Annotated in this window: 23 protein-coding genes; 13 read left to right on the plus strand and 10 right to left on the minus strand. The window is 46.8% G+C overall.

What is annotated here, in order from left to right; all coding sequences use genetic code 11:
- Nucleotides 1–197 precede the first annotated feature (197 nt).
- Nucleotides 198–968: a helix-turn-helix domain-containing protein gene (locus ACO0KW_RS07340; RefSeq protein WP_423052181.1), complete on the plus strand. Its 771-nt coding sequence runs from the start codon at nt 198–200 to the stop codon at nt 966–968.
- 8 nt (nt 969–976) lie between these two features.
- On the opposite strand, the gene ACO0KW_RS07345 is transcribed toward ACO0KW_RS07340, so the two are convergent.
- The 3 genes from ACO0KW_RS07345 to ACO0KW_RS07355 all read right to left on the minus strand — a co-directional run bounded on the left by ACO0KW_RS07345 (nt 977) and on the right by ACO0KW_RS07355 (nt 6,366).
- Complete coding sequence (locus ACO0KW_RS07345; protein ID WP_423052183.1) at nt 977–3,655, minus strand: GNAT family N-acetyltransferase; 2,679 nt, start codon at nt 3,653–3,655, stop codon at nt 977–979.
- 78 nt (nt 3,656–3,733) lie between these two features.
- Complete coding sequence (locus ACO0KW_RS07350; RefSeq protein ID WP_423053440.1) at nt 3,734–4,669, minus strand: histone deacetylase family protein; 936 nt, start codon at nt 4,667–4,669, stop codon at nt 3,734–3,736.
- A gap of 314 nt (nt 4,670–4,983) precedes the next feature.
- Nucleotides 4,984–6,366 (minus strand): DUF3422 family protein, encoded by a 1,383-nt coding sequence (locus ACO0KW_RS07355; protein ID WP_423052185.1) that lies wholly within the window; start codon nt 6,364–6,366, stop codon nt 4,984–4,986.
- 345 nt (nt 6,367–6,711) lie between these two features.
- Between ACO0KW_RS07355 and ACO0KW_RS07360 the strand changes: the two genes are divergently transcribed.
- Nucleotides 6,712–7,224, plus strand: a complete 513-nt coding sequence (locus ACO0KW_RS07360) for a peptidylprolyl isomerase (protein ID WP_423052187.1) — start codon at nt 6,712–6,714, stop codon at nt 7,222–7,224.
- A 150-nt stretch (nt 7,225–7,374) separates the two neighbouring features.
- Entirely contained in the window at nt 7,375–7,866 is a 492-nt protein-coding gene (locus ACO0KW_RS07365; RefSeq protein WP_423052189.1) for a GNAT family N-acetyltransferase, read from the plus strand.
- Nucleotides 7,867–7,988: 122 nt separating this feature from the next.
- Here ACO0KW_RS07365 and ACO0KW_RS07370 read toward each other — a convergent pair whose 3' ends face one another.
- Nucleotides 7,989–11,579, minus strand: a complete 3,591-nt coding sequence (locus tag ACO0KW_RS07370; protein ID WP_423052191.1) for an ABC transporter permease/M1 family aminopeptidase — start codon at nt 11,577–11,579, stop codon at nt 7,989–7,991.
- Nucleotides 11,580–11,605: 26 nt separating this feature from the next.
- Nucleotides 11,606–12,499: an ABC transporter ATP-binding protein gene (locus ACO0KW_RS07375; protein ID WP_423052193.1), complete on the minus strand. Its 894-nt coding sequence runs from the start codon at nt 12,497–12,499 to the stop codon at nt 11,606–11,608.
- 345 nt (nt 12,500–12,844) lie between these two features.
- Between ACO0KW_RS07375 and ACO0KW_RS07380 the strand changes: the two genes are divergently transcribed.
- The 7 genes from ACO0KW_RS07380 to ACO0KW_RS07410 all read left to right on the plus strand — a co-directional run bounded on the left by ACO0KW_RS07380 (nt 12,845) and on the right by ACO0KW_RS07410 (nt 18,407).
- The gene (locus ACO0KW_RS07380) at nt 12,845–14,149 is read left to right on the plus strand and encodes a sensor histidine kinase (RefSeq protein ID WP_423052195.1); all 1,305 of its coding nucleotides are present in this window, start codon (nt 12,845–12,847) and stop codon (nt 14,147–14,149) included.
- Nucleotides 14,150–14,229: 80 nt separating this feature from the next.
- Entirely contained in the window at nt 14,230–14,895 is a 666-nt protein-coding gene (locus ACO0KW_RS07385; RefSeq protein WP_423052197.1) for a LytR/AlgR family response regulator transcription factor, read from the plus strand.
- Between the two features lie 315 nt (nt 14,896–15,210).
- Nucleotides 15,211–16,155: a LysR substrate-binding domain-containing protein gene (locus tag ACO0KW_RS07390; protein ID WP_423052199.1), complete on the plus strand. Its 945-nt coding sequence runs from the start codon at nt 15,211–15,213 to the stop codon at nt 16,153–16,155.
- Between the two features lie 110 nt (nt 16,156–16,265).
- Entirely contained in the window at nt 16,266–17,132 is an 867-nt protein-coding gene (ubiA, locus tag ACO0KW_RS07395) for a 4-hydroxybenzoate octaprenyltransferase (protein ID WP_423052201.1), read from the plus strand.
- A 125-nt stretch (nt 17,133–17,257) separates the two neighbouring features.
- On the plus strand, nt 17,258–17,569 hold the full coding sequence (locus ACO0KW_RS07400; RefSeq protein WP_423052203.1) for a DUF883 family protein: 312 nt from the start codon (nt 17,258–17,260) through the stop codon (nt 17,567–17,569).
- Between the two features lie 7 nt (nt 17,570–17,576).
- Nucleotides 17,577–17,990 (plus strand): phage holin family protein, encoded by a 414-nt coding sequence (locus tag ACO0KW_RS07405; RefSeq protein ID WP_423052205.1) that lies wholly within the window; start codon nt 17,577–17,579, stop codon nt 17,988–17,990.
- On the plus strand, nt 17,991–18,407 hold the full coding sequence (locus tag ACO0KW_RS07410; protein WP_423052207.1) for a YqjK family protein: 417 nt from the start codon (nt 17,991–17,993) through the stop codon (nt 18,405–18,407).
- A gap of 24 nt (nt 18,408–18,431) precedes the next feature.
- On the opposite strand, the gene ACO0KW_RS07415 is transcribed toward ACO0KW_RS07410, so the two are convergent.
- From ACO0KW_RS07415 to ACO0KW_RS07430, 4 genes are all read right to left on the minus strand, one after another.
- Nucleotides 18,432–19,067: a TMEM175 family protein gene (locus ACO0KW_RS07415; RefSeq protein WP_423052209.1), complete on the minus strand. Its 636-nt coding sequence runs from the start codon at nt 19,065–19,067 to the stop codon at nt 18,432–18,434.
- 119 nt (nt 19,068–19,186) lie between these two features.
- Complete coding sequence (locus tag ACO0KW_RS07420; RefSeq protein WP_423052211.1) at nt 19,187–20,041, minus strand: PA4780 family RIO1-like protein kinase; 855 nt, start codon at nt 20,039–20,041, stop codon at nt 19,187–19,189.
- Nucleotides 20,042–20,092: 51 nt separating this feature from the next.
- The gene (gene proC / locus ACO0KW_RS07425; RefSeq protein ID WP_423052213.1) at nt 20,093–20,929 is read right to left on the minus strand and encodes a pyrroline-5-carboxylate reductase; all 837 of its coding nucleotides are present in this window, start codon (nt 20,927–20,929) and stop codon (nt 20,093–20,095) included.
- Nucleotides 20,919–21,635 carry a YggS family pyridoxal phosphate-dependent enzyme gene (locus ACO0KW_RS07430; RefSeq protein WP_423052215.1) on the minus strand — a complete coding sequence of 239 codons (717 nt, stop codon included), beginning with the start codon at nt 21,633–21,635 and terminating at the stop codon, nt 20,919–20,921. The genes proC and ACO0KW_RS07430 overlap by 11 nt, the downstream gene beginning before the upstream one ends.
- A 126-nt stretch (nt 21,636–21,761) precedes the next feature.
- On the opposite strand from ACO0KW_RS07430, the gene ACO0KW_RS07435 reads away from it, so the two are divergent.
- From ACO0KW_RS07435 to ACO0KW_RS07445, 3 genes are all read left to right on the plus strand, one after another.
- A complete protein-coding gene (locus tag ACO0KW_RS07435) occupies nt 21,762–22,805 on the plus strand; it encodes a type IV pilus twitching motility protein PilT (RefSeq protein ID WP_423052217.1) in 1,044 nt (347 codons plus the stop codon).
- 80 nt (nt 22,806–22,885) lie between these two features.
- Nucleotides 22,886–24,022 (plus strand): PilT/PilU family type 4a pilus ATPase, encoded by a 1,137-nt coding sequence (locus tag ACO0KW_RS07440; protein WP_423052219.1) that lies wholly within the window; start codon nt 22,886–22,888, stop codon nt 24,020–24,022.
- Nucleotides 24,022–24,546 carry a glutathione peroxidase gene (locus ACO0KW_RS07445; protein WP_423052221.1) on the plus strand — a complete coding sequence of 175 codons (525 nt, stop codon included), beginning with the start codon at nt 24,022–24,024 and terminating at the stop codon, nt 24,544–24,546. The genes ACO0KW_RS07440 and ACO0KW_RS07445 overlap by 1 nt, the downstream gene beginning before the upstream one ends.
- Nucleotide 24,547: 1 nt before the next feature.
- Here the strand turns inward: ACO0KW_RS07445 and ACO0KW_RS07450 are convergent, their stop codons facing one another.
- Nucleotides 24,548–25,096 carry a hypothetical protein gene (locus ACO0KW_RS07450; protein WP_423052223.1) on the minus strand — a complete coding sequence of 183 codons (549 nt, stop codon included), beginning with the start codon at nt 25,094–25,096 and terminating at the stop codon, nt 24,548–24,550.
- Between the last annotated feature and the right edge of the window lie 18 nt (nt 25,097–25,114).

Below are 25,114 nucleotides of genomic sequence, written 5' to 3' on the forward strand. Positions count from 1 at the left end.
GCCCTCAGATCAAAATTAGTCTTTTTGAATTTGCTCGCTGCCTGTAACGTGATGAAGCGTACTTAAGCCAAATCCCTACGAAAAAGCCTGAGCATTATCAGCGGAGGTCTCGAAATCCTACAATCTCTAATCAAAAAGTTGCAGAATTCGTACCTTGCTGTATCATTTTTCGATACTTTTCTACAAGTTCATAAACTATGACCAAAGCCGCAGCTCTAATTGACGTACTGAAACGCGAACTCAAATCACGCCATATCACTTATCACGAATTGGCACAAAAAATTGAGGTTTCAGAATCAAGTATTAAACGCATGTTCGCTTCTAAGAATTTAAGCCTGCACAGATTAGATCAAATTCTGGATGCTGCACAGATTAGCTTGCATGAATTGACTGCACGTAGTCACGAAGAGTCTTTGATCGATGAGCTGACGTACGAGCAAGAAGAAGAGCTGATTAGCGATCCGAAAAAATTCATTGTCGCTGTATCAGCCATGAATTATTTGAGCTTGCAGCAAATCGTCGATATCTATGCGATGAGTGAAGCAGAAGTGATCGCTTATCTGGTGCGTCTTGATCACTTGGGAATTTTAGAGCTCATGCCGAACAACAGAATCAAGCTCTTGCTGTCACGTATTTTTCGTTGGATTCCAAACGGCCCTATCCAAAAATTTCATCGACGAGAATCCTTTGCCGATTACCTAAATGCGAATTTTGACGGCAAACACGACATGATGCAATTTGTCAGCGTCATGTTATCGAAACAATCCAGCGCCATTTTTTTGACGCGTTTGCGTCAATTGGCGCGCGATATTTCAGATCAACATCGTTTAGATGCGACGCTACCGTTTGAGGAAAGACACAGGATGAGCTTTATGCTGTCGGCGCGCCCATGGATTCCGAATTATTTCCAAGCTTTAGTCAGACCAGATTATATTCAGAAGTACTATGCACGTAAGAACAAGAAGTAAATAGCGTCCTACAGCGCTTTTACACAAAGCCGGAAATCAGGATCTTCTGGATAAGATTTCACATCAAATTCCAAACTACGCATCAACTTAAGCATATTCGAATTGTTCGTCAACACCAGCCCCTCGATATAGGCGAGACCGCGACTCCTTGCGACTTCGATAATCGATTGCATCAAGCGTGTCCCTAAACCCTGCCCCGCAAAATCATCGGCGATCAATAAAGAAAATTCACAGGTACTTTTGTCCGGATTAGTCACATAACGCGATACGCCAATGATACGTTCAGTTTCGGTAAAACTCCCGTCGTCCTGCGGCTGGCGTTCCGTGTAAATTGCCACCAAGGCCATCTCTCGGTCGTAATCAATCAACGTAAATTTCGCCAGCATACGCTCAGATAATTCACGCATCGATGACACGAAGCGGAAATAGCGACTCTCGGGTGACAATCGACGTACCAAGTCTTGCAGCATCTCAGCATCATGAGGATGCAAAGGTCTTACCACATACATACGCCCATCGCGCAATGGCCATTCAGTTTCTTTATCGGATGGATACGGCGAAATCGCCAGATGTTCGTAATTACCAGGCTCTGCTGGAGAATGATCCACCACCACTCTGGCATCCACTGCCAACGCACCATATTGATCCACGATGAGCGGATTAATATCCATCTCACGCAATTGTGGCAGAGCGCAAACCATCTCAGAGACGCGCAATAAAATTTGCTCCAAAGCTTCTCTGTGTACAGGCGGAGTGCCGCGCCAATGTCCTAACATTTCTGCACAGCGTACTCTATCAATCAAGCGATGTGCTAAGAATTGATTAAGAGGCGGAAGTTCAATTGCACGATCGGCGATCAACTCTATCATCACACCACCAGCGCCAAAAGAAATCACGGGACCAAAAAGTTCGTCAGTAGAAACACCGATAAATAATTCGCGTCCTTCTGGCTTGCCCGACATATTTTGCACTGTGACGCCGTTCATTTTGGCGTCGGGGCGTAATTTCCCAACCCGTTGTAACATTTCTTGCCAACCATCACGTACACCCGTCGCATTCAACACATTCAATAAGACGCCTTGCACATCCGACTTATGGGAAATATCCGCTGAATCAATTTTTAAGGCAACGGGATAACCGAGTTGATTCGCAACCAGCATGGCTTCGGTCGAACTGCGCGCTAACATGGTTTTCGTGACGGGGATGTGGAAAGCAGACAAAAGGGCTTTCGACTCCATTTCGGTCAACACTTTGCGCCGCTCTGCCAATACACTTTCTATCAAGATCCGCGCACCTTCCAAATCAGGTTTGGCTAATTGCGATAGAGGTGGCGGTACTTGGCGTAGCAATTGCTGATTGCGGTGGAACAACGATACATGATTAAACGCGTCGACCGCGGCTTCTGGTGTACGGAAACTCGGGATGCCTGCCTTAAACAAGATGGTGCGTGCAGCAGTGACCTTTTCATCTCCCATCCAGCAACTGATCAATGGCTTACCCACTGTGGATTGCAGATCTGCCAACACTTGCGCAATTGCGCCGGTATCGACACCGGCAATTGGCGACAAAATCACCAAGATGCCATCAACCTGATTGCAATGTGCGCAGGCATTCACGGCAGCGCGGTAATGTTCAGCATTCGCTTCTTGCGATAGATCGATCAATTCTTCCAGCGCTGCATACGGTGAAATCTTCTTATACAAATCTTTCACCACGTCGGCAGGCAGCTTTGCCATTTCCAAATTAACTTCGTTGACAAAATCTGCCGCTAACACCGCCGGACCACCACCGTTTGAAATAATAGCCAAGCGTCGTCCAACCGGTAAGTAACGCGCTGACAAACACTTAGCCGCAGCAAATAACTGCACCATAGAATGCACACGTACCGCGCCTGCACGCTGCAAAGCAGCATCAAAAATCGCGTCACTTCCGACGATATTGCCAGAGTGTGTTAAGGCCGCTTTCGAGCCAGCAGGCTTACGGCCCGATTTCAAGACGATGACAGGCTTGGAATTGGCGGCGGCACGTAAGGAACTCATAAAGCGACGGGCATTTTTTATGCCCTCGATATACACCACGATAGTCTGGGTCGCGGCATCGTCCGCCAGGAAATCGAGCACCTGCGCCAAGTCAACGGCAGTATTCACACCCAGTGATACCACGGCAGAAAATCCCACCCCATTCTTCGCAGCCCAATCCAAAATCGAACTGGTAATAGCACCTGATTGTGATACCACCGCCAGCGCTCCCGGTTGCGCTAACTTACCCAAAGCGCTAGCGTTCAAATGCGCTTTCGGTCTTTGAAACCCCAAGCTATTTGGACCGAGCAGTGAGATCCCATGTTGCTTAGCAATCTTGTGCAAATTTTTGGCCAGATTGGCATCGACACCGATCGATAAAATCAAGGCCGCACGGCACTGTATGCGACCGACCACTTCTAACGCAGCAGCCAATTCTTCGTTCGGCAAGGCTAAGATCGCCAGATCAGCACGCGATGTCGCGAGATCACCTAAGGTACCTTTGACTCGGCTATCAAGATACGTCACGCTGCCTTGAAATTCCTTATTTTCTAAATGTTGCAAGAACACGCGTGTGACCGGCGTCTGTAATGCTGGCGCATTCAAATCGCCCGCGAATACCACGACCGAACGAGGAGAAAACAAAGAGTTCAAATAATGCTTGTTCATAGTGTTCTCAAGATAGGAAATTTAAATTCAAGCAAACAAGTTGGCGCGAGGATATCCGCAGAGGCTGCATAACATTCATCAATCAGCGCCAATCAAAACACGCACATGCGCAGCGGCACTGCGCCCCAGCGAAGACAAGTCATAACCACCTTCAAGGCACGAAACGATCCGACCTTGCGCATGGCGTTGGGCGAGTTGCACAATCTGTTTAGTTACCCATTCGTAATCGGCTTCTACCAACGCCAAGTTACCCATATCATCTTCACGATGACCATCAAAACCAGCGGAAATAAAGATCATCTCAGGGCGGAATTTTTCAAGCGCGGGCATCCACACCTCGCTCACTGCCTGACGAAACGCCTCGCTACCAGATCGGGTTGGCAATCCAACATTGACCATGTTCGCGCCCATCGGTACGTCACCGCAAAACGGGTACAGATTTTTTTCAAAAATCGAACACATCAACACATGCGGATCATCGAATAAAATATCTTCACTGCCATTGCCGTGATGTACATCAAAATCGATTAAGGCGATGCGCTCTATACCGTGATGGGCCAACGCATGACGGATACCCACCACGACATTATTAAAAAAACAGAAGCCCCCAGCATTGCTACGTTCTGCATGATGGCCTGGTGGACGGATATTGCAGAACGCTACCGGTGCCTGCCCGCTTGCGACCAAATTCGAAGCCAGCACAGCAGCACCGGCAGCACGTAAAGCAGCCTGATACGAGAATTCATTAATATTGGTGTCGGGATCGATTTGCACATGCCCCCCCTCAGGCACTTGTTGTGCGATCTCGGCAAACTCATCCAGATAGCTGGCGCTGTGCGCGCGCGCCAATTGCTCGCGCGTCGCAAGTGGTGCATCAAGCTGCTCCATATAGTCGAGCAAACCTTTAATCAACAGTTGGTCATTGACCGCACCTAAGCGCTCTGGGCACTCAGGATGGTGATTACCCATGTCGTGTTTTTGGCAATCTGTATGCGTAATATAAGCGGCTAGCAAGGTCATTACTCCAGATCAAGGAAGGATCGATTGATTCTAGACCGATGCTCGCTTGCAGTAAAGCAATAGCCCGCCAGGTTTGCGCTGCATCAAAGACTAGACACTAGATTTCGACAATATTTTCGACAAAAACCGGCGCGAGGAAGAGTTTCAGAGGGGGAGATGGCAATGCTGTTCAGTTAAGCCTTGCCTTAGGTATTGTCGTTCCAGCGAAGGTGGGAATCTAGCTGCGTAAAAGACTAAAGACACTGGATCCCTGCATTCGCAGGGATGACACCTTGATTTTTTTGGCTTAACTGAACGGTATTAGCGACTTAGGCGATGGCTTTTCCATACTCTTTTTCGATACGCTTAGCATGTAAACTACCATGCATACGTCGCAAACCCAGCCAGACACTTGCCAAAACCACTGGTACGGCAATACCTATAGCGCTTTCAGTATGGCTAAGCCAGCCAAATTCTTTGGCGGCCTTGGCGACATAGCCAAACAGCCCGATCACATAGTACGAAATCGCAGCAACTGACAAGCCTTCGACTGCCTGTTGCAAATGCAGTTGTTGCGCGGCGCGCGCATTCAACGATTGGAGGATTTGGCGATTTTGCATTTCTTGCACGATGCCGACTCGCGTGCGTAATAAATCATTTGAGTTAGCAATCCGCCTTGCGAGCGCTTCCTGGCGGTTGGCGACCGCGTCACAAGTATTCATCGCCGGCGTTAAACGTCGGTCCATAAATTCGGCCACCATGGGCAGGCCCTCCACCCTTTGTTCGCGTAATTCTTCTATGCGCGCATGGACTAAACCTATATAAGCTTTCGAGGCGGAAAAGCGGTAATTGTTTTCCAGTGACAGTTTTTCTATACGCGCGGCAAGGTGTGTGATTTTTTCTAGTAAATGGCGCTCCGCATCGTTCTCTTGATCCAACTGAGATTCATCCAACGCATGATCGGCTGCAACCATTGCACTAGCTAAATCCACTAATTCACTCTCTATCGCATTTAATTGAGGTGTGGTGCGCTGAGCTACTGGCAAACCCAACAAAGCCATCATACGATAGGTTTCAATTTCTAAAATCCGCTGCGCTAAGCGCCCCGCCTGCTGTGCCCGCATATCGACATCGCGGATCACAAAACGACTAAAACCATCCGCATGCACGACAAAATCTGACCAAAACTCTCCACCCTGCATCACCCTGCTACCCGCCAGCGCATGTCCCTTAAACAGACTTTGAATCTCAATTGCGAATTCGTTGGCCGACAAGGTACGATTGTCTAAGATCAGGTGCGCTGCCACCAGCAATTTTCCTTGGAGGCGATGTAACCAAGCTTCGGGAATGCGCGTAATCGGCATGCGATTCAATGCTTGTTCCAGGCTTAAACCGCCCTCTGGATGTTGGGCAAAGGTATAGGTCGCAAACTCTGTATGACATTCCCATTTCAGGCGAAATGGTCCAAAATCAAAGTAGAAGTATTTTGCTTCTAAGGAGGGTGCGCTAACACCAAAATGCGTGCACAAGGCGAGTAATAAAGCATGCTGCTGCTCTTGCGTGGTACCGACGGATTCAGTGGGCGCTTCGTGATATACCGCCAAATGCGACAGCAATTCTGGCGCATTTAAACTCAGAAAAGGCCTTGAATGAATCTCAGCAGCTAGGGGAACGCGGGCAGGATGATTGAGTTGAAATAAATGTATAGACATAATGGCATATGAATGAGCAAAACGAGCAGTGAAAACAATTTGCAAAACGAAAAAGCAAATTCGATACTGGTGTTCGCTATCGGAAAACTGTGCCGTAGCTGTCTTTGTAAGAACGTCTAATCACCATTGTGGCCTTGATGAGCCTGAGAGTGATTGTAACAAAGAAGTTGCTAGCTGGTATTGAGAGAAAAATCGCACAAATGGGCGCCAATAGCAAAAATGACTGACGGTGACTTTGCAGCATCAGGCGCATTCAAGCGCCAAGCTGGTAAAATGCGGGTTTATTTGGCCAGCCATCCGGTCTGTCCATAGCCACATTCAGCAACCATCATCCCAGAGGACACTATGACCCAACTCAAAGCCATTATGCAAACCAATAAAGGCACGATTAATTTAAATCTGTTTGCCGATCAAACTCCAGTCACTTGCGCTAGCTTCGTGAATCTGGCTCAGCATGGTTACTATGACGGTTTGACTTTTCACCGCGTCATCAATGATTTCATGATTCAAGGCGGTTGCCCAGACGGTTCTGGCATGGGCGGCCCGGGCTATCGTTTTAAAGACGAATGCACCAGTGAATTACGTCACGATAAAGCCGGCATTTTGTCGATGGCCAATGCTGGTCCGGGCACAAATGGCAGCCAATTCTTTATCACTCACGGTCCTACCCCGCATTTGAATGGTAAGCACACTGTTTTCGGCGTCGTGGTCAGTGCAGAAGATCAAAAAGTGGTGAACAGCATCGTGCGTGGCGATGTGATCGAAAAATTGACAATAGAAGGCGATACCTCTGAATTGTTGGCGCAGCAAGCCGAATTAGTCGCAAAATGGAATGAAGTGTTGGATTCCCGCGCTTAATTTAGCCCCCCAGCTTTACAAGTCAGTAATCGATAAATTTGTAAAGACCTCAAAAATCAGTGTATCTGCGCATTGTGCGTACACTGATTTCCTCGCTATGCAGCACAGGCGACATCAATACCAACGTTGTCACACTAACGTCAGTTTGCCATGATACAAATCCGAACAGCGACACTTGAAGACTTCGAACAAATCTGGCCGATATTTCATGCCATCGTCGCCGCAGGTGAGACTTATACCTATCCACGCGAGACAAACAAAGAGCAAGCCCAACAACTTTGGTTGAGCACGCCCAAACAGACTTTGGTGGCAGAAGAAGACGGCATGATTTTGGGCAGCTATTTCATCAAAACCAATCAAACTGGTGGCGGCAGCCATGTATGCAATTGTGGTTACATGGTGAGCCCTGATGCGCGTGGTCGCGGCCTTGCTCGCATGATGTGCGAACATTCGCAAGCGCTTGCAGTGACACTAGGATATCGTGCGATGCAGTTTAATTTCGTGGTTTCCAGTAACGAAGTCGCGGTGAGGCTCTGGACCACATTAGGATTTGCAACGGTCGGACATTTGCCACGTGCTTTTCACCATCCATTACTCGGCGACGTTGATGCCTTGGTCATGTATAAGTGGCTGACGGCATAAACCATCAATAATATAAAAGAAAAACGCCCCAAAAATCCGGGCAATCCCGATCAGAATACGATAAAAAAAGACCGCCAATTCAATACAATTGGCGGTCTTTTTTATGCGTGAGAATTGCTGGTTTAATCGATACTAACTTCTTTACGATTATCTTTAGAAACTCTATCGATCATCTTATTGTAAGGGTCAACGCCGACTTCAAATGGTTTATCCTTGACTGTGATGGTCACACTTGGATCATTCCCTTTTAACTGACGTTTTTCGATAAACAATACTTTTTCATCTTTCTCTTTGGCACCTGGCGCACGCGAGAAGATCGCGATCTCAACGGCCTCATCGTACATACGTGGCGTTTCTTTACCTTTGCCATCCACTTCGATTTTGGCCAGATGTAATTTCATCGTCACATCCCACTGCCCATCAGCACGTTTCACCGCCTTCGCTTCGGTGACACGATTGTCGTAGAACACAATTTTCTCAAACATATCCGCAATCAAAGCGTGCTTTTCTGGCGGTGCTTCAGCACGGATATAAGTCAATAATTCCTTAGTCGTTGTGTATGGCGCTTGCTGGTAAGACTTATCTTGCAAGAAGCGCTTCAGTGCACGATTCAAAGCTTCTTCACCGATTTCGTCGCGCAAACGGTAGAAAATCAAGCTGCCTTTTTGATAGTGAATATACTGCTGCCCTTCAACCCGGGCCAAAGGCTGTTCTTCTATCAACTCACCACCACGTCCACGCAAATAGCCATCCAATTCATACTTCAAGAAGCGACGCATCTTTTCACGACCGTACTCCTTTTCCATCACCATCAAGGCGAAGTATTGGGCCAAAGATTCCATCAAGACCGTCGAACCCTGGATGTTGGCACCGATCACCTGATGCCCCCACCATTGATGCGCCATTTCATGTGCTGTCACATAGAACACGTAATCAATATCATCTTTATCCCGCAAGTCGGCGATAAAACCGATCGCTTCTGAATACGGTATCGTGTTGGCGAAGGATTGGGCAAAACGAGCGTAGTTAGGAAACTCCAAAATCCGCACTTGTTGGTGCTGATAAGGCGTGAAATTGGTCGTGAAGTAATCCAATGATTTCTTGGTGCCTTCTAGCATGCGATCAATATTGTATGCGTGCTTTTTGTCATAATAAATCTCAATTGGTACACCTTTCCAATCACCTTTTTTGACTTCCCAACGCGCTGATAAGAAAGCGAAAAATGGCATCATCGGCCGGTCCATTTTGTAATGGAAATAGCGACGACCGTTTTCTTCCCAAGATTTCTGCAAATAACCCGGTGCCATCGCAATTTGATCAGCGCTGGTAGAAATCGTCGTATCGAAATTAATCCAATCAGCTTCGCTACCCAAAGCATGATAGGCACGTGCTGATTCGTCTTCCAACTTCGGCATACGTTGTGGCTCACCTAAACCACGCTTTCTGCGTTCATTGCGATCACGTAACTCTGCATCTGCGGCATAGCCAAATTGCGGGAAGAACTCTCGATTATTGAAGAAAGTACCATTCCAATTCACCGTATTCGCCGCACCGCTATTGGTAAAACCAGGATTCTCAACGGTGGTCACGAAATCTAAGTTCAGTTTGGTACCAGCTGCCAATGCTTGCTCCAGCTTCAAGATGCTAAAGCCCAATTTCTTATCATCTAAAACGACCTTATGCGCGGGCAAATTCTTCCATTCGGTTTTTACGCGAGTATTGACCTGAATCCGCAAAGTATCTTGTGCTAAATCTGACTTGTTTTGCAGTACATAATGACCATTGATCACAATCTTACGTTGCTCGGGAAAGATATCAACATTAGCCTGTACATCGGTCAAACGCGGATGCGGCAATCCTTTGTACTGCTTGTACTTTTTCTCGTACTCAGCATTCTCATTCATCGCTGCGGTTTTGGTCTGATATTGATTCAGGACATTCGTATTGTAAAAAATCCAGCCTCCCACCGCTACGAAAGCAACCAAACTCGTCGCTAGTGCAACACCAGCTTTACTATTCAATTTAGCTAGGGCAAGACGTACACGGACGCGCCATTCTTGCGACAAACCGCGCACCCAAAATGCCTGCGCCAGAATCAGTAAAGCAACCGTAAAACACGTCCAATACAAGGTGAACCACGACCAACCAGTCAAGAAGTGACCGTAGCCATTCATGTCCGAATAAGGTGTCGCAGAAGCACCGGCAAAATTGTAAAGATTATGATCAAGATCTAGCGTCCCGAACACAATTTGTGAAATCAACAGCAGGATCATCATCAAATAGCCGATGAATTTATTATTCGTCAAAACCTGCAGGACCAAAGCCAGTAACCCCAGCAGAATAAAACTACTGGAGCCAAGTAAAATACCTTTCACATACAAAACCAATTCAATCGGCGCACCACCTTTAAATAATTGCACCAACATACCGGCCATCGCACCAGCCCCAAGGAAACTCAAGATCACCGCAATCAAAGCGGCTGATTTGGCTAACAAAGGAACCCAATTTGGTACTGGCATGGCATCAACGACGTCGGCAATCTTGACCTGACGCTCTTTGAAGATGAGTTCACCCGCATAGAACGTGATAATAATGATCAACATAAAATTGAAACTGCCCGCCAGTATCGACAGCATATTTGTCGTCACCGGATACACCGTGGTGCCAAACATCACGCCGGATTGGCTCGCACTACCCATAAAATTCACTAAACCAAACAACAACATGACTAGAAATGGCACGCTCTTGAATACGGCTTTAGCATCGAATTTCAATATATCCCAGAACTGTATCCAGGCAGTCGCATTGCCCGCACTCTGGGCTACTTTTGGCAAGCTGATTTTAGCCAACTGCGGCGCTGCCACTTCCGTATCTTTATTCGCTTTTGCTTTACCAAACCAACGACGTCCGGTGCCGGCCCGCTGCGGTTTAAATAACACTAAGGTCATTGCGACTAAGACTAATCCTATCGCAGTCCATAAGATGCGATTGACCAATAAGTAGCTATTCAAGACCGGCAAGATGGAATTCGATTCGGCGGTAGAAAAATAGCGCGTCATGCGTCCAAATGCGCGCAAACCAAACGGGTCTAATAAGACGGCGACCCATTCATTATTGATGTCGCGCGTGAACGAACCAGCCACTACCCACAACACAAAAAAACCTATCACGCCGACATACACCATCATCATCGAGCGCGTAGTCGCCGCTAACAGCATCAACAAAGCACCAATGAAGAGTAAATTGGGGAGTACGAATACCGCGAGTCCCCACGCAAACGGTTGCAGCGAGAAGGCACCAACACGAGCAGTATCAACCCAAGGCATGTGTGGCCCAATTAACAGGCCAAAAATCACAAACAGAAAGATCACCATGCAAGCAACTAAGCCGGCTAAAAATCGTCCTATCAAGTAATCGCGTTTGCGCATAGGCGTTGCGAACAGCATGTCGGAAATACCGATCTCTGTATCACGCAAGACCGCACCAGCGATAAAGATAGTGACGACAAACATCGACAAGACACTAAATACGCCGAGAAATTGTGCAATCACCGTAGGCGCATTGCGATTCACATTGCCGACCGCACCACCGACGGTAATCGCATCGCTGCTGGCAGCGCCGAAAGCCAAAGCACCAAAGATCAAAGCAATGACCCATAACAAGGGTTGCTTGAGTTGATAACGTAAGTCAAACTTAAAAAATTCTAACCACATAACATTCCCCTTAGACAATTAAGCACTTAAACAGCCAGCGCTGGAGCGCTATTTTGTGATTTGCGCAATTGCAGGAAATAAACGTCTTCCAAATCGGCTTCCACTTGGCGGAAGCCTTCATCAGGTTGGGTTTCTGAATACACATTGATTTGCGGCTTACCACCGACCAGACGTGTGGTCAATACAGTGAACTTTTCTTGATAACTTGGTAGTGCTTCTTTGCTGACGCTGCAACGCCAGACTTTGTTTTGCAATAGCTCAATCGCCGCTTGCGGTTCGCCTTGTACCAGTACCTGGCCCTTCGCAATCATTGCCATGCGTGGACACAAGTCGGTTACGTCCTCGACGATATGGGTAGACAGAATCACGACGACTTGCTCGCCGATTTCAGATAACAAATTCAGAAAACGATTACGCTCATCAGGGTCTAGACCAGCGGTTGGCTCATCCACAATCACCAGTTTGGGAGATCCCAATAGAGCTTGAGCGATACCAAACCGCTGACGCATACCACCGGAGTAAGTCCCTAAAGCGCGTTTGCGCGCGTCCCACAAATTCGTTTGACGTAATAAACCTTCCACTGATTGCTTACGATCCGCTTTATTGGTGATCCCTTTCAGGACTGCAAAATGATTCAGCAAATCTTCCGCTGAAACTTTCGGATAAACACCAAAATCTTGCGGCAAATAGCCTAGCTGACGTCGAAGCTCTTCCTTATTTTGCAGAACATCCATGCCGTTAAAATGAATCGAGCCCGTATCAGGTTCTTGCAAAGTCGCAATAGTGCGCATTAAAGATGACTTCCCAGCCCCGTTCGGACCTAACAAACCAAACAAACCATTCGGGATTTCTAAGTTGACGTTATTCGTCGCGTGTACGCCATTCGCGTAGGTTTTGTTTAGATTCTTAATCGACAGCATAATGAAATCCCCTTGTTCTAATATGTTTGATAATTTGCTGAATGGAAATTGCGTGTAGACAAAGTCCAGGCAAGCACGATAGATTTTGCATTGAGTGAGAAATATACGTGACAATTAAGCATTTCAGTCAGCCATGCGACCAAAAGCGTCAATTTCGACATGAAAGACGAAAATCTGCCACGAAGTAACACCGCATTCATGTCATGCAAATGTAAACTGATGCGTTTTTTTACTGCTTCCATCGCAAACTTGCCATCACGTGCGTAAAACTGGAATAGTGGCAAACATCAACGAGCACACTTCTGTGAGTTCAAATAAGCACTCTGAATCCTTTGCGAAAACACTATGCAGAACTTTGAAAAGCCGGTCAAAACAAGCCAACTCCCCGACCAGCCTTTACCTGGGAAAATGATCGATAAGCTAGGTAGTTGGTCGGTAAAGGCGCAGCACTATCCGATATTCAGCCAAACCTGGTTTCGCTATCGAGCGCTAAGCCTTGCCATGCCTATTGGTGTATTAGGACTAATTTTGCTCGTGCTCTCGCTTGTCATCGCCAATGACAAGAGTGCACAGGTAGAAACGATCAAGCCTTACAGCATGTTCACCGCTATATTTGTCGGCATCTGTTTGAATTTATTGTGCGGACGGTGGCTTGCTACATTAGTAAAAAAACGTCAGTGGCAACAGAAAAAAGAAACGGCGGGGATTGCGATCGCCCTATTGTTTGGATTTATCGTATCGTATGCGCTGCTCAGTTCTGCAGATCATTTTCTCGATAAAAAAGTCAAGAAAACTAGCCCTGAGACCAGACAGCAAATCCAAAATCTGACGAAAAGCGATGAAGTTAAAGTGGGTCTAATCATCACCGATGAAGAAGAACGTAAGTCCCATCTGTTCAACTATGTTTTTTGGTTCATTCTTTTGCTCTGGTGGGGCGGCGCCCTGGATTTCCGCGCCTATTTAAGACAGAGCCGAGAGATGAAAGACGCCTTACTGCAAGAGCAGCTGGAACAATATAAACACGAAAGAAATCAGGCCCAAATGCGACTCTCAGTGCTGGCGAGTCAGGTGGAGCCTCATTTTCTATTTAATACGCTGTCAGGGGTACGTGCGGCGATGCTCAACGATCCAACACGCGGTGTTGCCATCATTGATCATCTGGTCGATTACTTACGCTCGACGATTCCACAGATGCGCAGCGATGGCAATCTGATGCTGACCACAGTGCGCAATCAATTTGATTCTGTAACTGCCTACCTCAACGTCATCCGTACCCGGATCCCTCGCCTGAGTTTTAGCGTGACTTGTCCGCCAGAACTAGAAACATGTGCGGTTCCACCACTGATGCTCATCAGCTTGGTTGAGAATGCGGTGAAACACGGGATTGAGTTGAAGAAAGGTCCGGTAGAAATTCATGTCACTGCCAGCCGATTTGACGCGCAACAGGGCGCGCAATTATGCCTAAGCGTGGCGGATAACGGCGTTGGCTTCGGCGCGAGTAGCTCAGGTTCTGGCATAGGTCTAAGCAATATACGGGAACGACTCAGGCAATTGCACGGAAACGATGCCAGCCTAGAATTGAACATGCGTGAACAAGGTGGTATCGAGGCCCGCATTGTGTTGCCACTGAACGTGCTCGATGACCATTAGTCGTGTCTCATTCAATCGTCACTTATCCAATCCTACCTTAATCAGTCACGCCGCACTTAATCATTACATCGAGGTTTACCATGCCAACTGCCATCATTGCCGATGATGAAGATTTACAGCGTTCCGATCTGCGCCGCATGTTACAGATCGTCTGGCCAGAGTTGGAAATTATTGCCGATTGCGAAGACGGTGGCGACGCCTTAGATGCGATCGTCAAACTCCAACCGGACATCGCCTTTTTGGATATTCGTATGCCAGAACTCAGTGGTCTGGACGTTGCGCGCGCCAGCGATGGTCAATGTCGTGTCGTATTTACGACAGCCTACGATAATCACGCGATTGAAGCTTTCAAATTAGGGGCGATTGATTACTTACTCAAACCGATTACAGAAGAACGACTGCGCCATTGTATTTCGCGCATACAACAGCAATCCAAAACCGAAGCGGTGCCCGCTGATCTAATGCAAGTCATGGCGGCTCTCGACCAACGTTTACGTGAACCTGTCGCAAGTGAGCGTATCCGCTGGATCAGCGCCAGCTCAGGCAATACGATTAAATTATTCCCGATTGAAGAGGTTTTGTTTTTTGAATCTGATTTACGCTATACCCGCGTAGTGAGCGCGACAGATGAAGGACATATCCGCACCTCAATCAAAGAATTGCAGAAAGGTCTGGCACCTGAGCAATTCTGGCAAATCCACCGTAGTATCATGGTCAATCCGCATGCAATCGCGCGCGCGCCGTGATGAAATGGGAAATATTTTTGTAGAGCTAAAAAATCATGCTGAACAATTGAAAGTCAGTCAGACTTATGCGTGGCGCTTCAAGTCTATGTAAGCGCAAGCACGCAAAAACAGTTGCGATTCAAGTTATGCATTTAAAAAAAACAAGTTTGCGATCATGCTCTTCATGACCGTAAATTCTTGATTCGGCTGTAAACACATGTGTTTCCTAAAAACCAGGTGTTTCAACCCACGCAATACTCATGTGTTTTCTCATTTTTATCAAAATAGGCAAAAGCGCCTACTGACTTGTCCGCCAGTCTGTGCCACACTAAAGACATGACTCTCACAGAATTAAAATACATCGTTGCAGTAGCCCGCCAAAAGCATTTTGGACACGCGGCAGAGGCTTGTTTTGTCGCACAGCCGACTTTGTCGGTCGCCATCAAAAAACTCGAAGACGAACTTGGTGTGACGATTTTTGAACGCGGTGGTACTGAAGTATCCACCACACCTTTAGGTGCGCAGATCGTCGCACAGGCCGAACGTGTCTTAGAACAAACTGCCGTCATCAAAGAGCTTGCAAAGCAAAATAAAGATCCCTTAAGTGGCCCATTCCGCCTCGGCATTATTTACACCATAGGCCCATATTTGCTACCCGGCCTGGTCAAAACCATGATCGCCAAAGTGCCGCAAATGCCTTTAATTTTGCAAGAAAACTTCACCGTCAAATTGATGGAGTTATTGCGTCAAGGCGAACTCGACGCAGCGATTATGGCGTTGCCACTGCCAGATCAAGGCATGATGGTACAGCCTTTGTATGACGAACCTTTTGTCGTGGCGATGCCGAAAGATCATCCGTGGGCTGAGCGTGCCTCGGTCTCGGCTGAAGAGCTCAAAACCGAAACCATGCTATTGCTAGGTAGCGGTCATTGCTTCCGCGACCAGGTGTTAGAGGTCTGCCCAGAAATGGCGCGTTTCTCGACTGCCAGTGATGGTATCGCCCGTACCTTCGAAGGCTCATCGCTAGAAACAATACGTCACATGGTGGCGTCCGGTATTGGTATTACTGTTTTGCCGATGGCATCTGTTCCCGATTTGCATGCCAAGGACAGTATGTTGCGTTATGTACCTTTTAGTAATCGCGCACCAGACCGGCGCGTTGTGATTGCCTGGCGCAAGAGTTTCACCCGCCATGCTGCCATTGACGCAATACGTCAGGCTGTATTGAGCTGCGAATTACCCGGTGTAACCATGCTCGATGAAATCGCGGTGGCGCAGTAAAACTCCCGTTTGACATCCACGCTCCACCCCACGATGTCTGGCTTTGCGCTACTGAGTCAGACTGATTAACTTTATAATATGCACGTCTACTTCTTCACATCGTGTTCCCTATGAACCAGGTAACTGAACGCTTAAATCTTTATTTCAAATTAATCCGTCTGGATAAACCCATAGGCATTTTGTTGTTATTGTGGCCGACCTTGACTGCTTTATGGATCGCTGCTGATGGCAAGCCAAGCTGGCAACATCTATTAATTTTCTGTCTGGGAACAACCCTGATGCGTTCCGCAGGTTGTGCTATCAATGATTATGCGGATCGTGATTTTGATAAACACGTTAAACGTACCGCAGAACGTCCTCTCACCAGCGGCAAGATACGCGCATGGGAAGCCTTGATGGTGGCGGGTGTATTGGCACTCATTTCCTTCTTATTAATTCTGCCATTCAATACACTAACGAAACAATTATCTGTACTCGCACTCATTGTGGCTGGCTCTTATCCCTATTTTAAGCGCTTCTTCGCAATTCCACAAGCCTATTTGGGGATCGCATTTGGGTTTGGTATCCCGATGGGTTTTGCTGCCGTGACGAACGCGATACCTTCACAAGCTTGGTGGCTATTGATCGCCAATGTATTTTGGGCGATCGCTTATGACACAGAATATGCGATGGTGGATCGTGACGATGATCTCAAAATAGGCATCAAGACTTCTGCGATTACCTTTGGTCAGTGGGATGTATTTGCGATTATGGCGAGTTATACAGTTACCTTGACAGTGATACTCTGGAGCGGATGGGATTTAGGATTACGTTGGCCATTTGTTGCCGGTATTTTAGTAGCGGCTGCGATTGCGATATATCATTACCAATTAATCAAATCGCGTGATCGAGACTTGTGCTTTGCTGCTTTCAGGCATAACAATTGGTTGGGTGCTGCAATATTTGCCGGCGTTGTGCTCGATTACGCTGTACGCTGACTTGATCGCTTCATCGTCAAGCAATCAACGTGTATTTGCGCTAACGCAAAACAAAATGCGAATTTCGTTCTAGACTGTTTTCAGAAGTAATGTAGTTATTCCAATTCACCTTACAAGGAAATACCATGAACTCTGTTGACCAACACAAAGAAAATCTGATGCGCGAATTGAACCAGGTTTTGAAAGATGCTGAAGACCTCATCAAAAATTCCGAACAGCAAGCTGGTGAAGGCTTTCAAAGTGCCAAAGACAAGTTGCAAGCAACATTAAAAACGGCCAAGAAAGAAATTCAACACATAGAAGAAGTTGCCATCAAAAAAACCAAAGAAGCAGCTCACGCGACCGATGCTTATGTGCATGAGAACCCGTGGAAAACGGCAGGCATCGCTGCTGGCGTAGGTTTGCTAGTTGGTTTGCTTATCGCCAAAAATAAATAAGTAGAAGATGGCAATCACGGATTCGATCATGCGCTTAGGCGCCAGTCTGATTGACACCTTGCATACACGCTTGGAACTCGCTTCGGTTGAAATCGAAGAAGAGTTCGGGCGTTTTGCGAACTATTTGCTGCTGTCTTTACTTGGATTGTTTTTTGGAATAGTCACAGTTTTGTTGCTGGTCTTACTGGTCTTAGTTATGTTCTGGGATCAACACCGCGAACTCGCCCTGATCAGCCTGATCATTGTCTTTGCTGCGGCAAGTATCGCCATATTTTTCTACATCAAAAACGCAGTCAAGAATAAACCACGCTTGCTCGCCGCCAGCCTGAACGAATTACAGAATGATATTGAAGCTTTGCGTCAAACTAGCGCAGCATCTCAACCAGCCGACAATGCCGATTCAGATAGTGAAGGTTTCTGAATGATGTTCAACACACAGAAGATAAGTCGTTCTGATATTTTGCAAGCCCGTCGCCAAATGCTACTCGTACGTTGCCGCCTGCAACGACAACAATTGGTTTGGCAAGGTGCGCAACTCCATCATGAATTGCGTTTTGTTGAGTTAGGGCTAAGCGCAGCCCGCACTGTGCGCGCTTCGCCGATCTTAATCGCGGCGATCACTGTTGGACTCGCTATCATCAAGCCACGTCGCGCGCTATGGTTGGTAAAAACAGGTCTTTCTTCTTGGCGCCTATGGCAAAAATTTGCACCAGTCTTGATGCCGTTAATGCCCGTATTACGGGCTTGGCAAATTCGTACCAAGAAAACCAGTGGGGCAACAGGTGCTAGTTCGCAAACTCAGGCGCAAACTGCCAAACACGCAGATGAAAATTCTTGACGACGAGCTCGACAACTATCTAAATCACGTCTTACTTTGACTAGTAGATTGCTTCTTCGATTGTTTGAAACGCCATAAAAAAAGTATTCCCGCCAATATACAAATGAACGCTGCATAGATACTAATCCGCAGTCCCGTTGCGCTCAAAGAAATACAAAAAATCGCCAAACTAAGCAGGTTAGTACTATGTGTCTTAAGTGCCTCATCAGGTCGAATAAATTCTGCAATTTTCTTACGCTTTATCGCGAGCCAAAAGAACAAAGTTTGGGACGCCAAAATCAGGCCCAGTAGCACAACGTACACTATATTTGCCGTGAGATTTAGTGGATAACGTCCGAACAGTGCTGCAACGAAAGGGAAGAAACAGATCAAAGACAAAAATACCAAACTACAAACCAACAAGGGCAAATCGATCTCGCCAATTTTTTCTGTAAGTTTGTGATGCCAAACCCAAAACACACCCAAGGCCGAAAAACTCACAAAATAAGCAAAAATCACTACGCCATCGTGCGCAAGTGCATGAAGTAACTCGAGCGCAGAAAATTTATCCACAATTAGAGGAACTTTAACCTCCAATACTAGGATCGTCATTGCAATCGCAAAGACTGCGTCCACCAAAGTTTCTAAACGTGCTTTATGCAGGTGAAATTTTTTTGTCATGGCTGGTAAGTTTTCAAGAATTTATTGTCGTTAGTTTGTATTAGTATTCAATGGTGCGGGCGTTGACTAACTTTGTCTGATTTTATTTACTCTTGCACTAAATGTGTAGCAAATATGCCTTACATCGCAGAATTCATCAAACGCCGCTGCACTTCTGCTTCCGCTTCCAGACGCGCCAATTCAATTTCTTCTATCACTGCACCAACGTCAACTGGGCGTTTATCTTCTGCCACGAAACCGGTCAGCACCGTGTCAGGTCGTAGCAAGCCAGCCGTGTATAGACCCCAGATTTCTTTACCATACTGCGTTCGCGCGAACTCTGGGGCAAACTGGCTAAAGTAATTTTTTAGATTATCAACATCGCGGTAGAGCATGCTGGCGGCGCCCATATTACTGGCTGCATTGATCGCTTGCGGTAAATCGATGATAACTGGACCTTGCTCGTTTAAGAGGATATTGAATTCAGAAAGATCGCCGTGGACGATGCCGGCACACAGCATTAATACGACTTGTTGAATTAATTCTTCGTGATACACCAGAGCTTGCGCGTAACTGAGATTAACGTCGTTCAGGCGCGGTGCGACTTGCCCATCGTCCGTACTAACTAAATCCATCAGCAACACGCCTTCGAAGCAGATATACGGTGTCGGTACACGCACACCCGCATCGGCGAGTTTAAATAAGGCATCGACCTCAGCGTTTTGCCAGACTTCTTCTTGCATCTTGCGGCCATACTTCGAGCCTTTTTGCATAGCACGTGCTTGTCGGCTGTTTTTGACGGTGCGGCCTTCTTGATAAGCGGCGGCTTGCTTGAAGCTACGTTGCCCGGCTTCTTTATACATTTTGGCACAACGTATGTGATCGCCACATCGCACGACATAGACGGTCGCTTCTTTGCCACTCATTAATTGGCTCAGTACTTCGTCTATCATGCCTTCGTCGACTAAGGGTTGTAGGCGCTTAGGTGTTTTCATAGCAGATCCATGTACGGATAAGCGCTGTCACAAATCGATGACGATGACAAATTAATTTTGTCCAAATTCATCCCCCAATTCTTTGCCGCGTTGCGCTGCTGCCTGTATAGCCTGATGAATCGCCGGCTTCACCAAACTCTCATCCATACGACATAATGCGGCGTAGGTCGTGCCGCCTTTTGAGGTAACACGTTCACGCAGAATACTTACCGCTTCGTCCGATTGCTTCGCTAATTGTGCTGCGCCATTAAAGGTCGCTAATGCCAGTTGGCGTGCTTGTTCAGCATTAAATCCTAACTGTTGTGCCGCTTCTTGCATTGCTTCAATAAAGTAGAAAACATAAGCTGGGCCGCTACCAGAAACTGCCGTCACTGCATCGATCATGTTTTCTTGATCAACCCACAGAGTCTCCCCTACTGCTTGCATAATGTTCTGTGCAAGCGTGCTCTCTTGATCACTCACTGCTTCCATCGCATACAGGCCGCTCATTCCTAAACCTATCATTGCTGGCGTATTCGGCATCGCACGGACAATTTTGGCGTAGCCGCCTAACCAACGGGATAAATCCGCCGCCCGAATACCTGCTGCCACTGACAAGATCAACTGATTTTTCACGAACGGTAACAGGCTTGCGGCGACTGTATGTAGTTGTTGCGGCTTGACTGCCAAGACGATCATATCCGCATCGCGCAATTGTGCATCAGGACTAGTCTCAATGCTGGTGCAAGTGCTGACGCCATAACGATCAACCAGACTTTGCAAGCTGTCTGGATTCAAATCGATCACATGAATCTGCGTCGGTGATGCCAGTTTTTTGACCAAACCGCTAATCAAAGCACCGGCCATATTACCGCCACCAATAAAAGCTATCCGCAAACTAGACTGCATAATGTCTCTTTCCAAAAATGGCACTACCAATTCTGACGATCGTACTACCTTCGGCGATGGCGGCTTGCATATCTGCGCTCATACCCATTGATAAGGTGTCGATAACAATTCCTTGGTTTTGTAAATATTGTTTAAGTTGTGCTAACTGACGAAATGCTTGTCTTTGCACCGCTTCATCCTCACTCGCTTCTGGCACGCACATCAAGCCACGTAAACACAAATTTGGCAGCTGGGCGACATGCTTGGCGAGAGCCAATAATTCATTCGAGTGCACGCCACTTTTGCTCGTTTCACCACTGATATTCACTTGTAAGCAAACTTGTAAATCACCCGCCGCTACCGGACGCTGTTCAGATAAACGAGTCGCAATTTTTTCTCGGTCTATCGAATGCACCCATGAAAAATTTTCAGCGATCGGTCGCGTTTTATTACTTTGTATCGGTCCGATAAAATGCCAAACTGGTGGTTCAGTATTTTCTTGCGAGGACAACAAACTTCGCACCTCAGCAATTTTGTCTATCCCTTCTTGGACATAGTTTTCACCAAAAGCCCGCTGTCCAGCCTGCCAAGCTTGTACAACTTGTTCGGCGCCAAAGGTCTTCGATACTGCTAATAAGGCAATTTCAGTTGGATTCCTGTCATAGCGAAGCGCACTTAGTGCAATTGCCTCATGCACGACTTGCAAGTTTTGGGAGATTGGGGACATAATCAAGGACATGGAACAGCAGGTAAGAGTTGCAAACAGCATTCAAATTTTTCACTCAGAATGTCGCATTGCATGATCATTTCAGCAATATCGACATTCCGTCTATCATTTCGTATCGGATTATAAATGGATATCTCAGAACTTCTCGCATTCTCAGTTAAGAATAACGCATCCGATTTGCACTTATCGTCTGGTTTGCCGCCGATGATCCGCGTGCATGGTGATGTGCGCAGGATCAATCTACCACCATTAGAACACAAAGATGTGCATGCACTGATTTATGACATCATGAATGACGGCCAACGCAAACATTATGAAGAGAATCTCGAATGCGACTTCTCTTTTGCGATTCCGGGTCTAGCGCGTTTTCGGGTAAATGCCTTCAATCAGGAACGTGGTGCTGCAGCCGTTATGCGTACCATTCCATCCAAGATATTGTCTTTGGAACAATTAAATGCACCTAAGTGCTTCGCTGATTTTTCTTTGAAAGCGCGCGGCCTAGTATTGGTCACAGGTCCAACAGGTTCTGGCAAATCCACGACCTTGGCCGGCATGGTGAACCATGTCAATGAAAGTGAATACGGCCACATCTTGACCGTCGAAGATCCTATCGAATTTGTGCATGATTCTAAAAAATGCTTGATTAATCAACGTGAAGTCGGGCCCCATACCCATTCCTTCTCAAACGCTTTGCGTTCTGCATTACGTGAAGATCCTGACGTCATTTTGGTCGGCGAGTTACGTGATTTGGAAACTATACGCTTGGCGCTCACTGCGGCGGAAACCGGTCACTTGGTATTTGGCACCTTGCATACTTCTTCAGCCGCAAAAACCATCGATCGTATTATCGACGTCTTCCCTGCAGAAGAAAAAGAGATGGTGCGCTCTATGTTGTCGGAATCCTTGCAAGCGGTTATTTCTCAAACCTTGTTAAAAACCAAGGATGGCTCAGGTCGCGTGGCTGCACATGAAATTATGGTCGGTACACCAGCGATTCGTAACTTGATTCGCGAAGCAAAAATCGCGCAGATGTATTCAGCGATTCAAACCGGTAGCAATGTCGGGATGCAAACCTTGGATCAAAATTTATCCGATTTATTACGTCGCAATGTCATCTCTGCTGCCACAGCACGTGCTGCTGCGAAAATCCCAGATAACTTCCCCGGTTAAGATGGCAACACCGCACTAAATGAAACAAAGTTAAGCCAAGCACAATAAAAGAATATAGCATCAAGAAAAAGGGAAATGTCATGGAACGCGATCAGGCCACCAAATTTATGAACGACTTGCTCAAGCTAATGGTGAGCAAGAATGGTTCAGATTTGTTTATTACTTCAGATTTTCCACCAGCTTTCAAAATTGATGGCAAAGTCACACCGGTGTCGAATCAGGTATTAACAGCCGCGCATACGGTCGATCTGGCGCGCGCTATCATGAACGATAAACAGGCGTCAGAATTTGAATCGACGAAAGAATGTAATTTTGCGATTAACCCACCTGGCCTAGGTCGTTTCCGTGTCTCTGCATTTTTGCAGCAAGGTCGTGTCGGCATGGTGTTGCGTACGATTACCTCGGCAATCCCGACCTTTGAAGAACTGCGCTTGCCAAGCCAACTCAAAGAAATCGCAATGACCAAACGTGGCCTCGTGATTATGGTTGGTGCAACCGGTTCTGGTAAATCCACAACGCTAGCAGCCATGGTTGGTCACCGTAATGCGAATAGCTATGGCCACATCATCACGATTGAAGATCCGATTGAATATGTACACCCGCATGGCAATTGCATCATCACTCAACGCGAAGTTGGGATTGATACGGATGATTGGGAAATCGCGCTAAAGAACACCTTACGACAAGCGCCCGATGTGATTCAAATTGGTGAGATTCGCTCGCGCGAAACTATGGATCTGGCCATTGCCTTTGCAGAAACTGGTCACTTGTGTCTGGCAACTTTACATGCCAATAGTGCGAATCAGGCTTTAGATCGGATGATTAACTTCTTCCCTGAAGAACGTCGTCCGCAGTTGTTGATGGACTTGTCTTTGAACTTAAAAGCCGTGATCTCACAGCGGCTAGTTCCCTTGCGCGGTCAAAAAGGTCGAGTCGCGGCGATTGAAATTATGCTCAATACGCCTTTGATTTCTGATTTGATTTTCAAAGGTGATGTACATGAAATCAAAGAGATTATGAAAAAATCTGAAGAATTAGGCATGATAACTTTCGATAAATCTCTGTTTAACTTACATGAAGAAGACATGATTACGTATGAAGATGCGTTACGTAATGCTGACTCTGTTAATGAATTGCGTTTAGCCATTAAGTTGCGTGGTAAAGACGCCAGCAATCGCGATCTGTCGGCCGGCACGCAACATCTGGGCATCATCTGATGGCGCCCGCGGGCGCATTGGCGTTTCAGGCAAACAATCTACAAGGCGAGACTATCGATTTACAGCTATACGCTGGCAAGGTGGTGTTGATCGTCAATACCGCCAGTGCCTGCGGTTACACGCCGCAATATCAGGGCTTAGAAAAACTGTATCGCGAATGTCAGCCACAAGGCTTTAGCGTGCTCGCTTTTCCTTGCAATCAATTTGGGTTTCAAGAGCCAGGTTCTGCCGAAGACATTGCACAATTTTGCGAAAAGAATTATGGCGTTAGCTTTCCCGTATTTGACAAGATCGATGTAAATGGCAAAGATGCGCATCCGCTATTCCAATATCTGAAATCGCATGCCCCAGGGGTATTAGGCACGGAAATGATTAAGTGGAATTTCACGAAATTCCTAGTCGATCAAAACGGCAAGGTCGTCAAACGTTATCCGCCTCAAGCCACGCCTGAAGATATACGAGCAGATGTACTACATTTGCTGAAGTCGAAATCATCTTCACAGCAAGCAGACACAGGAAACTAATTCAAGCTCGCAGCCATTGACGCATTACCGGAAATGGCTGCACTTGATGCAAAGTAGCTTGTTGTTCATCGTAGCAAAGGCCCATCCATTGCAACAATGGCAGACCGATATATTGACCACGCTGAAAATTATCGATTAACCAGCGTGACTCATTCTTGTAGCCATCATCATGAAACACCAGCTCTAATGGAATATCCAAATGAACTGCCGCTGCGTATGACCACAATACGGCGGCGATCTCTTCACCATCAGTAGGCCATGGCAATTCCAAAGCAGCACTACCCACAGCCGCTCGTTGCGCCGCCGTGGTCACTGCCAGATGGCCAGCTTCATGCAACAGATCGCCCGGAAATAAGAGTTTATCGCTATCGACATAAATACAATTTGGGCCCAGGTCCAGGCCTGGCAAAAAGGTCGGATGATTTAATTCGCGAAAATTTATGGCGATTCCTAAACCTTCGACAAAAGCAGACATTGTTTGCCAATAAGGACGGGCAATCGATGTGAGCAATGTCGTGCCAACAGTTAACTTTGATTCAGTATCATGCATGCTTCAATCTCACCAGTT

The organism is Undibacterium sp. Ji22W (assembly GCF_049340305.1).
Lineage (GTDB): Bacteria > Pseudomonadota > Gammaproteobacteria > Burkholderiales > Burkholderiaceae_D > Undibacterium.